Source organism: Agromyces sp. H66, assembly GCF_004959775.1.
Classification (GTDB): domain Bacteria; phylum Actinomycetota; class Actinomycetes; order Actinomycetales; family Microbacteriaceae; genus Agromyces.
Genome location: NZ_SJZG01000004.1, coordinates 48,571 through 63,470 on the forward strand (window position 1 = coordinate 48,571; position 14,900 = coordinate 63,470).

The 14,900-nt window shown below is 71.5% G+C and carries 14 protein-coding genes; 8 read left to right on the top strand and 6 right to left on the bottom strand.

Annotated features, from left to right (window positions below; translation table 11 throughout):
• Nucleotides 1-10: 10 nt before the first annotated feature.
• The 3 genes from EZM51_RS08335 to EZM51_RS08345 are packed head-to-tail and all read left to right on the top strand — an operon-like array spanning nucleotide 11 to nucleotide 3,209.
• On the top strand, nucleotides 11-988 hold the full coding sequence (locus EZM51_RS08335) for a ribose-phosphate diphosphokinase (protein ID WP_136707810.1): 978 nt from the start codon (nucleotides 11-13) through the stop codon (nucleotides 986-988).
• Nucleotides 989-996: 8 nt separating this feature from the next.
• The gene (locus EZM51_RS08340; protein ID WP_136707811.1) at nucleotides 997-2,697 is read left to right on the top strand and encodes a long-chain-fatty-acid--CoA ligase; all 1,701 of its coding nucleotides are present in this window, start codon (nucleotides 997-999) and stop codon (nucleotides 2,695-2,697) included.
• On the top strand, nucleotides 2,694-3,209 hold the full coding sequence (locus tag EZM51_RS08345; RefSeq protein ID WP_136707812.1) for a hypothetical protein: 516 nt from the start codon (nucleotides 2,694-2,696) through the stop codon (nucleotides 3,207-3,209). The genes EZM51_RS08340 and EZM51_RS08345 overlap by 4 nt, the downstream gene beginning before the upstream one ends.
• Before the next feature lie 47 nt (nucleotides 3,210-3,256).
• On the opposite strand, the gene EZM51_RS08350 is transcribed toward EZM51_RS08345, so the two are convergent.
• The 4 genes from EZM51_RS08350 to gndA are packed head-to-tail and all read right to left on the bottom strand — an operon-like array spanning nucleotide 3,257 to nucleotide 5,843.
• Nucleotides 3,257-3,619: a hypothetical protein gene (locus EZM51_RS08350; protein ID WP_136707813.1), complete on the bottom strand. Its 363-nt coding sequence runs from the start codon at nucleotides 3,617-3,619 to the stop codon at nucleotides 3,257-3,259.
• The gene (locus tag EZM51_RS08355; RefSeq protein ID WP_211195860.1) at nucleotides 3,616-3,954 is read right to left on the bottom strand and encodes a DUF202 domain-containing protein; all 339 of its coding nucleotides are present in this window, start codon (nucleotides 3,952-3,954) and stop codon (nucleotides 3,616-3,618) included. Before EZM51_RS08355 ends, EZM51_RS08350 begins: the two co-directional genes overlap by 4 nt.
• A 31-nt stretch (nucleotides 3,955-3,985) precedes the next feature.
• Entirely contained in the window at nucleotides 3,986-4,339 is a 354-nt protein-coding gene (locus EZM51_RS08360; protein ID WP_136707814.1) for a DUF202 domain-containing protein, read from the bottom strand.
• A gap of 46 nt (nucleotides 4,340-4,385) precedes the next feature.
• Nucleotides 4,386-5,843, bottom strand: coding sequence for an NADP-dependent phosphogluconate dehydrogenase (gndA, locus tag EZM51_RS08365; protein WP_136707815.1), 1,458 nt, complete (start codon nucleotides 5,841-5,843; stop codon nucleotides 4,386-4,388).
• 128 nt (nucleotides 5,844-5,971) lie between these two features.
• On the opposite strand from gndA, the gene EZM51_RS08370 reads away from it, so the two are divergent.
• From EZM51_RS08370 to pth, 3 genes are all read left to right on the top strand, one after another.
• A complete protein-coding gene (locus EZM51_RS08370) occupies nucleotides 5,972-6,499 on the top strand; it encodes a gluconokinase (RefSeq protein ID WP_248305539.1) in 528 nt (175 codons plus the stop codon).
• Between the two features lie 226 nt (nucleotides 6,500-6,725).
• A complete protein-coding gene (locus EZM51_RS08375) occupies nucleotides 6,726-7,382 on the top strand; it encodes a 50S ribosomal protein L25/general stress protein Ctc (protein ID WP_136707816.1) in 657 nt (218 codons plus the stop codon).
• Nucleotides 7,383-7,545: 163 nt separating this feature from the next.
• Nucleotides 7,546-8,130 carry an aminoacyl-tRNA hydrolase gene (pth, locus tag EZM51_RS08380; RefSeq protein ID WP_136708074.1) on the top strand — a complete coding sequence of 195 codons (585 nt, stop codon included), beginning with the start codon at nucleotides 7,546-7,548 and terminating at the stop codon, nucleotides 8,128-8,130.
• A gap of 51 nt (nucleotides 8,131-8,181) precedes the next feature.
• On the opposite strand, the gene EZM51_RS08385 is transcribed toward pth, so the two are convergent.
• On the bottom strand, nucleotides 8,182-8,895 hold the full coding sequence (locus tag EZM51_RS08385; protein WP_136707817.1) for an RNase H family protein: 714 nt from the start codon (nucleotides 8,893-8,895) through the stop codon (nucleotides 8,182-8,184).
• 74 nt (nucleotides 8,896-8,969) lie between these two features.
• On the opposite strand from EZM51_RS08385, the gene mfd reads away from it, so the two are divergent.
• The gene (gene mfd, locus EZM51_RS08390; RefSeq protein WP_136707818.1) at nucleotides 8,970-12,662 is read left to right on the top strand and encodes a transcription-repair coupling factor; all 3,693 of its coding nucleotides are present in this window, start codon (nucleotides 8,970-8,972) and stop codon (nucleotides 12,660-12,662) included.
• 33 nt (nucleotides 12,663-12,695) lie between these two features.
• Here the strand turns inward: mfd and EZM51_RS08395 are convergent, their stop codons facing one another.
• The gene (locus tag EZM51_RS08395; protein ID WP_136707819.1) at nucleotides 12,696-13,895 is read right to left on the bottom strand and encodes a Na+/H+ antiporter NhaA; all 1,200 of its coding nucleotides are present in this window, start codon (nucleotides 13,893-13,895) and stop codon (nucleotides 12,696-12,698) included.
• Between the two features lie 199 nt (nucleotides 13,896-14,094).
• Here EZM51_RS08395 and EZM51_RS08400 point away from each other — a divergent pair, with 199 nt between their 5' ends.
• The gene (locus EZM51_RS08400; RefSeq protein ID WP_248305540.1) at nucleotides 14,095-14,847 is read left to right on the top strand and encodes a MazG family protein; all 753 of its coding nucleotides are present in this window, start codon (nucleotides 14,095-14,097) and stop codon (nucleotides 14,845-14,847) included.
• Nucleotides 14,848-14,900 lie beyond the last annotated feature (53 nt).

The window sequence follows — 14,900 nt, forward strand, 5'->3', positions numbered from 1 at the left end:
AGGCCGCCAGATGGCTGGAATCGAGACCACCGGATCGAAGCGCCTCGTGCTCGTGAGCGGTCGGGCCCACCCCGAGCTCGCCGAGCAGATCGCGGTGGAACTCGGCACCGAGCTGATGCCCACCGACGCGCGAACGTTCGCGAACGGCGAACTCTACGCCCGCTACGACGAGAGCGTGCGTGGCACCGACGCGTTCGTGATCCAGTCGCATGCCGCCCCCATCAACGAGTGGCTCATGGAGCAGCTCATCATGGTCGATGCGCTGAAGCGTGCGTCCGCGAAGCGCATCACCGTGGTCTCGCCGTTCTACCCGTACGCCCGCCAGGACAAGAAGGGTCGTGGCCGCGAGCCGATCTCGGCGCGCCTCGTCGCCGACCTCTACAAGGCCGCAGGCGCCGACCGCATCATGTCGATCGACCTGCATGCCGCACAGATCCAGGGCTTCTTCGACGGTCCCGTCGACCACCTGTTCGCCATGCCCGTGCTGCTCGAGCACTTCCGGAAGCTCCTCGACCCGCAGACCCTCACCGTGGTCTCGCCCGACATGGGGCGGGTGCGCGTCGCTGACATCTGGAGCGACAAGCTCGGCGCGCCGCTCGCGATCATCCACAAGCGTCGCGACCCGCTGGTGCCGAACCAGGTGTCGGTGCACGAGATCGTCGGCACGGTCGAGGGGCGCGTCTGCCTCCTGGTCGACGACCTCATCGACACCGGCCGCACGATCGTGAGGGCCGCCGAGGCGCTCAAGGCCAACGGAGCGATCGGCGTCGTCGTCGCGGCCACCCATGCGGTCTTCTCCACCCCGGCGGTCGACATCCTGCAGGACGAGTCGATCGACCGCGTCGTCGTCACCGACACCCTGCCCGTCCCCGAGTCCAAGCGCTGGGATCGCCTCACCGTGCTGCCCATCGCCCCGCTCCTCGCGCGCGCGATCCGCGAGGTCTTCGAGGACGGCTCGGTCACGAGCATGTTCGACGGCGCGGCCTGAGGCGAACCATGTCGATCACGACACCGCGTCCCTGGCTCTCGAGCTACGCCGAGGGCGTTCCGCACGACATCGAACCCGCGCAGGGCTCGCTCTACGACCTCCTGCGCGGCTCCGTCGAGCAGTACGGCCAGAACCCCGCGCTCGAGTTCTTCGGCGCCACCACCACCTACGCCGAGCTCGGCGCCCAGGTCGACCGTGCCGCCGAGGGGCTTCGCCTCCTCGGCGTGCAGAAGGGCGACCCCGTCGCCATCGTGCTGCCGAACTGCCCGCAGCACGTCGTCGCGTTCTACGCGGTGCTGCGGCTCGGCGCGATCGTCGTCGAGCACAACCCGCTCTACACCCCACGCGAGTTGCGCCACCAGTTCGAGGATCACGGCGCCCGCGTCGTGATCGCGTGGGACAAGGTGGTCGAGTCGATCCAGGCCTTCCCGGCCGACATCGCGGTCCGGCACATCGTGTCGGTCGACCTGACCCGGGCCATGCCGCTCGTCACGCGTGCCCTGCTCCGGCTTCCCGTGGCGAAGGCGCGCGAGTCGAGGACCGCGCTCACCACGAAGGTGCGCGGCGCCATGCCGTGGCAGCGGCTCGTGGCATCCGACCCCATCGACGCCCACATCGTGGCACCCACGCCCGACGACATCGCCGTCATCCAGTACACGAGCGGCACCACCGGCAGCCCCAAGGGCGCCGTGCTGACGCACGCCAACCTCGGCGTGAACGCCGCGCAGGCGCGCGCCTGGGTACCCCAGGTCGAGCGCGGGACCTCGGTCGTCTACGCCGTGCTGCCGATGTTCCACGCCTACGGGCTGACGCTCTGCCTCACGTTCGCGATGAGCATGGGATCGCGGCTCGTGCTCTTCCCGAAGTTCGATCCCGACCTCGTGCTGAAGGCCGTCAAGCAGCACCCGCCGACGTTCCTGCCGGCGGTGCCGCCCATCTACGACCGGCTCACGAAGTCCGCCGCCGCGGCCGGAGTCTCGCTGCGCGGCATCGAGATCGCCATCTCGGGCGCCATGCCCCTCTCGGCCGACGTGGTCGATCCCTGGGAGGCGGCGACGGGCGGCTACCTCGTCGAGGGCTACGGGCTCTCGGAGTGCTCCCCGGTGCTGATGGCCAATCCGGTGGCGCCCAACCGCAAGGCCGGAACCGTGGGCCTGCCGCTGCCGTCGACCGAGGCACGCGTCGTCGACCCCGATGAGCCGACCGTCGACCGCGAACCCGGCGCCGAGGGCGAACTCGTGGTGCGGGGCCCGCAGGTGTTCTCCGGGTACTGGCGCAAGCCCGAGGAGACGGACGCCGTGTTCGTCGACGATCCGGCGGGCGGCGCGCCGTGGTTCCGCACGGGCGACATCGTCTCGATCGACGACGAGGGCTTCGTGCGGGTCGTCGACCGCATCAAGGAACTCATCATCACGGGCGGGTTCAACGTCGCACCGAGCGAGGTCGAAGAGGCGATTCGCCACCATCCAGACGTGGAGGACTGCGCCGTCGTGGGCCTGCCCGACGAGCGGTCGGGTGAGGAGGTCGTCGCCGTCGTCGTGCTGCGGCAGGGCGCGACCCTCGACGAGGCGTCGATCCGCGAACTCGCCCGCAACGAACTGACGCCCTACAAGGTGCCCCGTCGCATCGTGCAGGCCGACGACCTCCCGCGTTCGCTGATCGGCAAGGTGCTGCGCCGCCAGGTGCGCAACGACCTCCTCGCCGGGTGACCGGGAGCGCCGTGTCGTTCCTCTCCGCCGACTCCACGCGAGCGCTCGAGCACCTCGCCGCGCTCGAGGCCGGCGGGCCGGGTGGGGCGGATGTCGCGCCGCTGGAGCGGCTCCGGGGCATCCGCTCGCTCGTGGTCGCCCTCGAGGCCGACCCGGCCGCGCTGCGGGCCGTGCGCGAGGCGCTCGACGCGGGCGCGACGTGGGACGAGGTGGCGGATGCCGCGGGCCTCAGCCCATCGGCCGCGAAGTACCGCTGGGCGGGCGACGACGAGGCCATCGCGGGCCGCCAGGAGGCGAGCCGGAAGCGCAAGCGCGATCGCCCGTCGACCGTGCCCACCGACCTGCCGGGCCTGTCGGTCTCGGAGGCGGCGAAACGCCTCGGCGTCACGCCGCAGGCGATCTACCAGCGCGTCACCCGCGGCATCCTGCGGGCCGAGACCGTGCGACTGCCCGACGGGCGCACGTACAAGCGCGTGTTCCCCGACGAGGGCCCGGCGGTCGACGAGGGCTGAGGCTCGGTGCGCGCCTCGGCGCCACGACCCGACGAGGCGCGGCCCGATCAGGCGTCGCGCTCGTCGTCGCCGATGAAGCGCGGCGCACCGGGCAGGAGCCCGAGCTCGGCGATGAGCGTCTCGCCGCCGTTCTCGGCGACCGCGAAGCACTGCCACCCCGGGCCGCCCCGGCCGAACAGGTCGAACGCGACGCGCGCCCCCGCGGCATCCGTGTCGAAGGCGGCGACCGACACCGCGCACGCGCGCTGCGCCGCCGACCGCGCCACCCCGTACATCGAGAGCACGAGCGGAAGCACGAGCGCCCCGAGCGCGACGAGCACGGTGATGCGAAGAGCCCGGCGGCGGCGATCGCCGAACACCGGTCCGTCGTCGCGAGGCTCGCCGTCGAGCTCTGGCGGCCTGTCGCTCATGACGCCGCCTCCACGAACACGGAGGCGATGCCGCCGACGCTCGCGGCGAGCGTCGCCACCGTGACGCCCACGAGGGCACCCACCGGCGGCGTGATCACGAGCCGCTCACCCGACAGCTGTCGCCGGCGGACGGTGCCGATCGCGACGGCCGCACCGGATGCCGCGAACAGCAGCACCCCGACGGCCACGAGCCACGGCTCGCCGGCCACGAACCCCGCGCGGATCGACAGCAGCGCGTTCACCGCGATCGCGAGCGCCGTGCGCGTCCACGCGAGCGCAGTTCGCTCGGGCTGGAGACCCGGATCACCCGTGGCCGGGATCACATGGGGTCGCACGATGCCCGCCCTGGATCCACCCGATGCCGGGTCATGCGACGAGGAGCAGCACCACGAGCACCGCGCTGGTCAGGAGGCTCACGGCCGCGAGGCCCGGCAGCACCCAGCTGAACGGGAGCGGCCTGCCCTGCCGGATGGCGATCTCGTTGGCGCGCCATCTCGTGTAGGAGACGACGCTCAACACCCCGGCGACCACGCCGAGTCCGACCGAGAGCACCGTGACGACGAGCCTCGGGTCGAGCTCGGTCGCGAACTGGTGCAGCAGCACGCCGCCCGCGAGGAGCGCGAGCGCCGTGCGGATCCACGCGAGGAACGTGCGCTCGTTCGCAAGGGTGAAGCGGTAGTCGGGCTCGGTACCCTCGTTGCGCCACGCCGGTTCCGGCATCCGTCCGCCCCTTCCTCGTTCGCTGTCGCTCGTGCAGGTCCGCCCGTCAGTGCGACGAGGGCGTCGTCTCGATCTCGCTGCGGTCGCCCGACCAGAGCGTGTGGAAGACGCCCTCGCGGTCGACGCGCCGGTACGTGTGCGCCCCGAAGTAGTCGCGCTGGCCCTGGATGAGGGCGGCCGGGAGCCGCTCGGCGCGGAGTCCGTCGTAGTAGGCGAGCGACGACGAGAACGCGGGCGTCGGGATGCCGGCCTGCGCGGCGATCGCGACCACGCGGCGCCAGCTCTCCTGCGCGCCCGCGACGGCGTCGCGGAAGTACGGGGCGACGACGAGCGCGACGAGGGCGGGGTCGGCGGCGTACGCCTCGGCGATCCGGTTGAGGAAGCGCGCGCGGATGATGCATCCGGCCCGCCAGATCTTCGCGACGTCGCCCTTGTGCACGTTCCAGCCGAACTGCTCGGCGCCGGCCACGATCTCGTCGAAGCCCTGCGAGTAGGCGATGATCTTCGAGGCGTAGAGCGCCCGGCGCACGTCCTCGATGAACGCGTCGGGGTCGTCGACCGTCCACTCGCCCGAGGGGCCCGGCAGGTCGGCCGCCGCCACGCGCTGCCCGCGCTTGGACGAGAGGCTCCTGGCGAAGACCGCCTCGGCGATGCCCGAGGTCGGAACGCCGAGGTCGAGGGCGTTCTGCACCGTCCAGGCGCCCGTGCCCTTGGCGCCCGCCTCGTCGAGGATGACGTCGACGAGCGGACGGCCGGTCGCGGCATCCGTCTGGCGCAGCACCTCGGCGGTGATCTCGATGAGGTAGCTCTCGAGTTCGCCCGTGTTCCATTCGGCGAAGACGTCGGCGATCTCGGCCGGGCTCTTGCCGGTGCCCTGGCGGATGAGGTCGTACGCCTCGGCGATCAGCTGCATGTCGGCGTACTCGATGCCGTTGTGCACCATCTTCACGAAGTGGCCGGCGCCATCGGTGCCGACGTGCGTCACGCACGGCTCGCCGTCGGGGGCGACCGCCGCGATGGTCTGCAGGATGGGGCCGAGCGTGTCGTACGACTCGGCGGTGCCGCCCGGCATCAGCGAGGGCCCGTTGAGCGCGCCCTCCTCGCCGCCCGACACGCCCATGCCGACGAAGTGGATGCCCGTGGGCTTGATCTCGGCCTCACGGCGGATGGTGTCGTGGAAGTTCGCGTTGCCGCCGTCGACGATGATGTCGCCCGGCTCGAAGCGCGAGACCAGCTCGGAGATGACCGCGTCGGTTCCCTTCCCGGCCTGCACCATGATGATCGCCGTGCGCGGCTTCGCGAGCGACGCGACGAACGCGTCGTAATCCTCAGACGCCACGAAACCGGCTTCGGGGTGCTCGGACACGAGGGTCTGCGTGCGCTCGGGCGAGCGGTTGAACACGGCCACGGTGTTGCCCTCGCGGCTCGCGAGGTTGCGGGCGAGGTTCGAGCCCATGACCGCGAGTCCGACGACGCCGATGTTTGCAGTTCCGTTTTCAGGCACGAAAGCTCTCCTCGTGAGTTCTGGGGGTCGCACCAAGCGTACTGTGAGCGCGACTCACCGTTGCCTCCCGTTGCAGTGAGGGACCGCCGGCTCGGTGCGGCCACGTCGGTTGGACTAGCCTGCAACGCATGACCGCTGCCGCCGAACCGCCCCGCATCGTCGTCATGGGCCCGAGCGGCGCAGGGAAGTCGGTCGTGGGCGTCGCGCTCGCCGAGCGGCTCTCGGAGCGGTTCGTCGGCCTCGACTTCGTCGATGCCGACGACCTGCACCCGCCATCGAACGTCGCCAAGATGCGGGCCGGTGTCGCCCTCGACGACGCCGACCGGATGCCGTGGCTCGACGCCGTGGGGCGAACGCTCGCCACGGGAACCCGCGGGCGCGTCGTCGCGTGCTCGGCGCTGCGTCGCTCGTACCGCGACGTGATCCGCGGCGCGTGTCCCGACGCGCGGTTCGTGGAGCTCATCGTGCCGCCCGACCAGCTCGGTGCGCGGGTCGGTGGGCGTCCGGGTCACTTCATGCCGTCGTCGCTCGTCGCCTCCCAGCTGCAGACGCTGGAGGCGCTCGACGATGACGAGCGGGGCGCGCGGATCGAGAACGCCGGCACGGTGGAACACGTCGTCTCGCGGGTGATCGCCGTGCTCGAAACCGACTGGTAGACTGGCTCGTCGGTCTCCCGCGCCCTCGGGCGCAGGCGGCCGAGGACTTCGGCGAGGGAGGCCCGGTCCGTGTGCGACAGCGTGCGGCGGGGCATCCGTGATCGACGCGGTGGGTACAGGCTCCAACGGCTATTCCTCACGCACCAGCGCATGTCACATGCCGCGCGTTCGAGTTGAAGACGACAGACACCCCGATCTGGGCCGAGAGCCCGCAAGGAGAATCACCATGGACGAAGACAACAAGGTCGAAGCGGCGCCCCGCGACACCTTCGGCAAGGGCGCGGCGCGCAAGATCCGCGCCGCCGGCAAGATCCCCGCCGTGCTCTACGGCCACGGCACCGACCCGAAGCACCTGACCCTGCCCGGCCACCAGGTCGCGCTGCTCATCCGCAAGGCGAACGCCGTGCTCGACCTGCAGATCGCGGGCAAGAGCCAGCTCGCCCTCGTGAAGGACGTGCAGAAGGACCCGGTGCACCAGGTCATCGAGCACCTCGACCTCATCGTCGTCCGTCGCGGCGAGAAGGTCCAGGTCGAGGTGCCCGTGCACGTCGAGGGCGAGCCGTTCGCCGGCACCATCGCCGACCTCGACGCCAAGACCCTGCTGCTCGAGGTCGAGGCCACGCACATCCCCGAGACCATCGTCGTATCGGTCGAGGGTCTCGAAGAGGGCACGCAGATCCACGCGAAGGACGTCGAGCTGCCCACGGGCGCGACGCTCATCAGCGATGCGGACGCGCTCGTCGTGAACGTGCACGTGCCGCAGAAGGTCGACCTGGGCGAGGAGGCCGCAGAGGCCGAGGCCGCCGAGGGCGTGGAGGCCGCCGAGGGCGCCGAGGGCGAGGAGACCGGCGAGCCCGCAGCCGAGGGCGAGTCGGCGGAGTAACGCCACCCACGCGCCAGCACCAGTGCACAGGGCCTGCGCGGCCGCACCCGGGTACGCTCGGATGCGGGCCGCGGGCCCTGTGCCTGTTCCCATCACCGCAGCGACGGAAGGAGTCGTCATGGGCCTCCTCGATCGGCTGCGAACCCGCCGGAAGGACGACGCCGTGGCCGAGAACACGTGGCTCGTGGTCGGGCTCGGCAACCCCGGCGCCCAGTACGCGGGCAATCGGCACAACGTCGGCCAGATGGTCGCCGACGAGCTCGCCGGCCGCCTCGGCGCCACGTTCAAGACGCACAAGACGCCGTCGCGCGTGGCCGAGGGGTTCCTGCGTCCCGGCGGACCCAAGATCGTCATCGCGAAGCCCAACGGCTACATGAACACCTCGGGCGGTCCGGTCTCCGCCCTGCTCAAGTACTACTCGCTGCCCGTCGACCGGCTCATCGTGGTGCACGACGAACTCGACATCCCCTTCGACACCGTGCGACTCAAGCAGGGTGGCGGGCACGGCGGCCACAACGGCATCCGCGACGTGGCGAAGGCCACCGACAACGGTGCGTTCACGCGGGTGCGTGTCGGCATCGGCCGCCCGCCCGGCCGCCAGGACGCCGCGGACTTCGTGCTCAAGGACTTCTCGGGGACCGAGCGGCAGGCGCTGCCGAACCTCCTGTCGGATGCCGCGGACGCCGTCGAGGCGGTCGTGTCGGACGGGATCGTGGCCGCGCAGCAGCGATTCCACTCGCCGGCCTGAGCCCGGCCGCCGAGGCCGGGGGAATGCCCCGTGATCGACGCGCTCGGTCGATCAGATGAGCCCGCGGAGGAACTCCTCGGGTGAGACGCCCTCGGCGCGGGCGCGTCGAAGCAGCCGCTCGTGCTCCTCGGTCGAGACCTCGAGCGTCAGCGTGCGCCACGCGTCGGCGGGCTCGTCGAGCGTGAACAGCGCCGCGTCCTCGGAGGTCGCCTCGTACGCGGCCTCGGGCCCCGAATCGAGTTCGGGCTCGAGTTCGACCTCGAGGTCTCCGACGATCGCGGCAGCCTCGACCGCGGAGGCGGCGTCGTAGGTCCAACCGGGGCCGGACGGCACCGAAGCGCCCCGACGATAGGCCTCCGCGGCCGCGCGGGCGCGGGCGTCGGCGGCCTCGTTGAGATCGTGGCCGACGTGCCCGCGCACCCACTCGAAGCGGTAGCGCCGTCCGGCGAGCTCGGCGTCGAGGAGTTGCAGGAGCTCGACGTTCATGACGGCCTTGCCGTCGGCCTTGCGCCAGCCCTTGCGCTTCCAGCCCGCCATCCACTTCGTGAGGCAGTTGATCACGTACTGGCTGTCGCAGAGCACGAGCAGTTCGTCGTCGAGATGCGCGGTGGCGCGGAACAGCTCGAGCACGGCCGTGAGCTCGCCCTGGTTGTTCGTGGCATGCGGCCACCCCCCGGCCGCCCAGCAGTGGTCGTCGACGTACCACGCCCATCCTGCGGGGCCGGGGTTGCCCAGAGCCGATCCGTCGGCGGCGGCGGTGATCATGCGGTCCCTTCGTCCGGTGCGCGCTCATCGTATCGGCAGGTCGGTGCGTCGGAGGTCGCGCGTAGACTCGTACGGTGATCCTGCAGGGCTTGAACACGGCGCTTTCGCGCGCCTCCACGATCGACGGCGCGCTCGCCGAGGCCCTGCGGAACGCCGACTTCTCGGCTCCCGCCGGCATCGACGCACCACTGCTCGCGGGGCTCCTGCAACGCCGCGCCGAGGCGGGCCTGCCGCCCGCCCTGTTCGTGGTCACGGCGACGAGCCGCGAGGGGGAGTCGGTGCGATCGTCGCTCGCGCCCTACTTCGACGACGCCGAGATCCTGGAGTTCCCCGCGTGGGAGACGCTGCCGCACGAGCGTCTCAGCCCGTCCGCCGAGACGGTCGGACGCCGGCTCTATGCCCTGCGACGCATGCATGAGTGGTCGAGCGCGGGGGAGCGGCATCCGCTCATCGTCGTCTCGTCGGTGCGGGCGGCGCTGCAGCCGCTCGCCGACAACCTGGCCGATCTCGCGCCGATCGAACTCGTCGCCGGCGGTCGGGGCTACGACCTCGCCCAGATCGCGCTGAAGCTCGTCGACCTCGCCTACGCACGGGTCGACATGGTCGCCCGGCGTGGCGAGTTCGCGGTGCGCGGCGGGATCCTCGACGTGTTCCCGCCGACCGCCGACCACCCGGTGCGCGTCGAGTTCTTCGGCGACGAGGTCGAGGAGCTGCGGGCGTTCTCGGTGGCCGACCAGCGGTCGCTCCCCGACGTCATCGATCGCGTCTCGCTCACGCCGAGCCGCGAGCTCCTGCTGACGCCCGCCGTGCGGCAGCGCGCTCGCGAGATGCTGCACGAGTTCCCGAGCCTCTCGAGCCTCCTGGAGAAGATCGCCGAGGGCATCCCGGTGGAGGGCATGGAGTCGCTCGCGCCCGCCCTGCTCGAACGTCTCGTGCCGGTCACGCACTACCTGCCGGCCGGCGCGGCGGTCGCCGTGCTCCAGCCGGAACGGGTCACCGGCCGCGCCGTGAACCTCGCCGAGACCAACCGCGAGTTCCTCGCCGCCGCGTGGACGGCGGCGACGGCGGGCGCCGAGGCGCCCATCGACCTCGCGGCCGGCGACTTCGTCACGATGCGGGAGCTCCGCGAGTCGGCGCTCTTCAGCGCCCCCGGCGAGCCCGACCCGAGGCGCGCCTGGTGGACCTTCTCGAGCTTCGACCTGGGCGATGCCGCGGCGGTGGTCGCGGCATCCGGCCCCGGTGCGGAGGCGGCCGGGGCCGCCGCGGCTGCGGCATCCGAGTACGTCCGCGTCGACGCGAGCGCCATGCCGAGCTTCGCGGGCAACGTCGCGGGCGCCGTCGACCATGCCGCAGAACGCCTGCGCGACGGGTGGTCGCTGGTCGTGGCATCCGCCGGTCACGGCCTCGTGGAGCGGGCGCGCGACGTGCTCGCCGAGGCCGGGCTCGCCGCCCGCATCGTCGACTCGGTCCCCGACGATCTCGAGCCGGGCGTCGCCTACCTCGTGCAGGCGGAGGCCGCACAGGGCTTCGAGGTGCCCGAGGTGAAGCTCGGCCTGATCGCGGAGTCGGAGTTCTACGGTCGCGCGGCCGGGTACGACACGCGGCAGAACAAGAAGCTCGCCACGCGCCGACGCAACGTCGTCGACCCGCTGCAGCTCAAGGCGGGCGACTACGTCGTGCACCAGACGCACGGCATCGGCCGGTTCGTCGAGATGGTGCAGCGCGAGGTCGCCACCGGCAGTCGTCCCACCGGCCCGAGCCGCACCGCGGGCATCCAGCAGGCGCCGACCGCGGTGCGCGAGTACCTCGTGCTCGAGTACGCGCCGTCGAAGCGCGGCCAGTCCGGCGACCGGCTCTTCGTGCCCACCGACCAGCTCGACCTGCTGAGCCGCTACGTCGGCGGCGAGGCGCCGAGCCTGTCGAAGATGGGCGGCAGCGACTGGGCGCAGGCCAAGGGCCGCGCCCGCAAGGCCGTGCGCGAGATCGCGGTGGAGCTCGTGAAGCTGTACTCGGCGCGCATGGCGGCCAAGGGGCACGCGTTCGGGCCCGACACGCCGTGGCAGCACGAGCTGGAGGAGGCGTTCCCGTTCACCGAGACGCCCGACCAGCTGCAGACCATCGACGAGGTGAAGGCCGACATGGAGCGGCCGATCCCGATGGACCGCCTGCTCGCGGGCGACGTCGGCTTCGGCAAGACCGAGGTCGCCGTTCGCGCCGCGTTCAAGGCCATCCAGGACGGCAAGCAGGTCGCGATGCTCGTGCCGACGACCCTCCTCGTCAAGCAGCACTTCGAGACGTTCACCGAGCGGTTCGCCGGCTTCCCCGTGCACGTGCGCGCGCTGTCGCGGTTCCAGACCGACAAGGAGGTGCGCGAGGCGGTCGCGGGCCTTGCCGACGGCACGGTCGACCTGGTCATCGGCACGCACCGCATCCTCACCGAGCAGATCCGGTTCAAGGACCTCGGGCTCCTCATCATCGACGAGGAGCAGCGCTTCGGCGTCGAGCACAAGGACCAGCTGAAGAAGCTCAAGACCAACGTCGACATCCTCGCGATGAGCGCGACCCCCATCCCGCGAACCCTCGAGATGGCGGTCACCGGCATCCGCGAGATGTCGACGCTCGCCACCCCGCCCGAAGACCGCCACCCGATCCTCACCTACGTCGGGCCGTACTCCGACCAGCAGGTGGCCGCCGCGATCCGCCGCGAGATGCTCCGCGAGGGGCAGGTGTTCTTCGTGCACAACCGGGTGTCGTCGATCAACCGGGCAGCCGCGAAGCTCGCCGAGCTCGTGCCCGAGGCCCGCATCGCCGTGGCGCACGGCCAGCTCAACGAACACGTGCTCGAGCAGATCGTCGTCGACTTCTGGGAGCGCAAGTTCGACGTGCTCGTCTCGACGACCATCATCGAGACCGGGCTCGACATCTCGAACGCCAACACGATCATCATCGACCGCGCCGACAAGTACGGACTGTCGCAGCTGCACCAGCTCCGCGGACGCGTCGGGCGTGGGCGCGAGCGCGCGTACGCGTACTTCCTCTGGGATCCCCAGAAGCCCCTCTCCGAGACGGCGCACGACCGACTCTCCACGATCGCCGCCAACAACGAGCTCGGCAGCGGCATGCAGGTGGCGCTGAAGGACCTCGAGATCCGCGGCGCTGGCAACCTGCTCGGCGCCGAGCAGGCCGGCCACATCGCCGGCGTCGGCTTCGACCTCTACCTGCGCATGATCGGGGAGGCGGTGTCCGCGTTCCGGGGCGACGTCGCCGAGGGCCAGACCGAGTTGCGCCTCGAGCTGCCCGTCGACGCGCACATCCCCGAGGACTACGTCGACTCCGAGCGGCTGCGGCTCGAGGCCTACCAGAAGCTCTCCGCGGCGAGCGGACCCGCGGCCAAGGAGGGGCAGATCGACGCCGTGCTCGACGAGCTCGTCGACCGCTACGGGGCGCCGCCCGAGGCCGTGAAGCATCTCGTCGCGATCTCGCGGCTGCGTCGCACCGCGCAGCTCGCGGGACTCTCCGACGTCATCGCGACCGGCTCCAGGCTCCGGATCGCGCCCGCCCGCATCCCCGACTCGCGTCGCGTGCGACTCGAACGCCTGTACCCGGGCGCGAAGCACTTCGCGCAGAACGACGTGATCCTCGTGCCGTTCCCCACGGTCGGCGGGGAACTGCCCGGCGACACCGAGCTCATCGCGTGGGTGTCGAAGCTCGTCACCGCCATCTTCCCCGTCGAGGACGCGGCGGCCGCGGCATCCGTCACCGCTTGAGGCCGCCGGTCGCCGCGCCCGGGCCGGCCGACCTCAGTGCGAGAACGCGCCGCCCATGCCCTCGTGCGCGCCCCGGCGGCGGTAGTGCGTCGAGAGCAGGGTCACGAAGATCGCCGAGAGCACCATGGCCGCGCCCGAGCCGAGGAGCACGGCGACCGTGCCCTCGTCGGCCACGTCGGGAAGGTCCGCGAACGCGAGCTCGTTCATGAGCAGCGACACCGTGAACCCGATGCCGCCGAGCGTGCCCACGATGGCGAGGTCCGCGAGCGTGAGGGGCGTGCCCGAACGGCGCTTCGCGACCAGGCCCCCGATGCCGCCCGCGAGGGTGATGCCGATGATCTTGCCGACGGGCAGCGCGACGAGGATGCCCCAGAACGCGGGATCGAGCTCGCTCGGACGCACCTGGGGGATGGCGACCATCGCCGCCGAGAAGGCGAACAGCGGCAGGATGATGCCGTTCGAGTACGGTTCGAGCACGTGCACCGCCCGCCCGGCCGGGCGGCGGGCCATGACCAGGCCGAGGGCGACGCCGGCGATCGTCGCGTGCACGCCTGACTGGTAGACGAAGTACCAGGTGAGGATCCAGAGCACCACGAGCACGACGATGATCGGCCACTGCGGGCGCCGCCCGAGGATCCACACGGAGCGCGGCTTCATGAGGCGGCTGACGGCGCCGAACGCGGTGATCGCGATGGCGGCGAAGCCGAGCGCGCCGAGGTCGGCGTCGCTCGTGAAGAAGAACGCGATGATGAGGATCGCGATCAGGTCGTCGAGCACCGCCAGGGCGAGCAGGAACACTCGCACGCGCGTGGGGATCCACCGGCCGAACACGGCGAGCACGCCCAGCGCGAAGGCGATGTCGGTCGCCGTCGGGATCGGCCAGCCGTCGATCGTGTCGGTGCCCGCGGTGAACGCGAGGAAGATCGCGGCCGGCACGATGACGCCGCCGACCGCGGCGATCGCCGGAAGCAGCGCCTTCGAGGCCGAGTTCAGCTCGCCGATCACGAGTTCGCGCTTCAACTCCACCGCCACGATGAAGAAGAAGACGGCGAGAAGCCCGTCGCTGATCCAGTGCCCGATCGAGAGGTCGAGCCCGATCCACGGCAGGTCGATGTGCGCGTGCTTCAACTCGACGAGACCCGGGCCGAAGCTCAGGTTGGCGATGAGCAGACCGACGATGGCGGCGATGAGGAGGAGGGCGGCGGACCAGCGCTCGGAGCGGAGGAAGTTCATGGGACCCCTGTTCGGCAGTCTCGAAGCCGGCGGGCGCACGGCATGACGATGGGCAACTCGGCGGGCTCCCGCCGGCCGACCAGACTTCCCGGCACTCCGAATAGATCCTATCGGGCCGGTCCGCCGGGTCGGACCGGCCGACCACCGTGATCGAGCGCCTAGCATGGCTGCGAGGGCGAGAGCCCGGAGGGGAGCGATCGTGGGCGACATCCGTCATGAGCGCACGGCGGGTGCGGCGGCGCGCGAGGGCAGCGCACTCGACGAGCTCGTCGAGACCGTCGCGTTCCTGCGGGCCCCCGGTGGCTGCCCCTGGGATGCCGACCAGACCCACGAGAGCCTCGTGCAGTACCTCGTCGAGGAGAGCTGGGAGCTCATCGACGCCATCGAGTCGGGTAGCCGGGCGGAGCTCATCGAAGAGCTCGGCGACGTGCTCTACCAGGTGCTCTTCCACGCCGACATCGCGGCGCACACGCCTGGCGAGGACTTCGACATCCACGACGTCGCGGCGCACATGACCGCGAAGATGGTGTCGCGGCATCCGCACGTCTTCGGCGGCGATCGCACCGCCGAGACCGCCGCCGACGTCGTCTCGTTCTGGGACGAGCTGAAGGCCGACGAGAAGCCGCACCGCACGAGCGTGCTCGACGGGATTCCGCGCGGCATGCCCGCGCTCGCGCTCGCGCAGAAGGTGCTCGGCAAGGCCGAGAAGGTGGGCGTCGTCCCCGGCGCCGAGGTGCGGGTCGCGGATGCCCCGGAGGCCCCGGCCACGGAGGGCGAGCTCGGTCGCACGCTGCTCGCGCTCGTGGCATCCGCCCGCTCGCAGGGGCTCGACGCGGAGCGTGCGCTGCGGCACGCCGTGCGCGAGCTCGAGGCGGACGTGCGCGGCGCCGAGGAACGCGCTGCGACAGCACGCGCCGCCGGCGACTCCGCAGGCGACAGGCCGGGCGACTAGGGTCGCGGATGCCGCGTGGTCGGCGTACCGTCGGATCAGGACGGTTCGGTTGG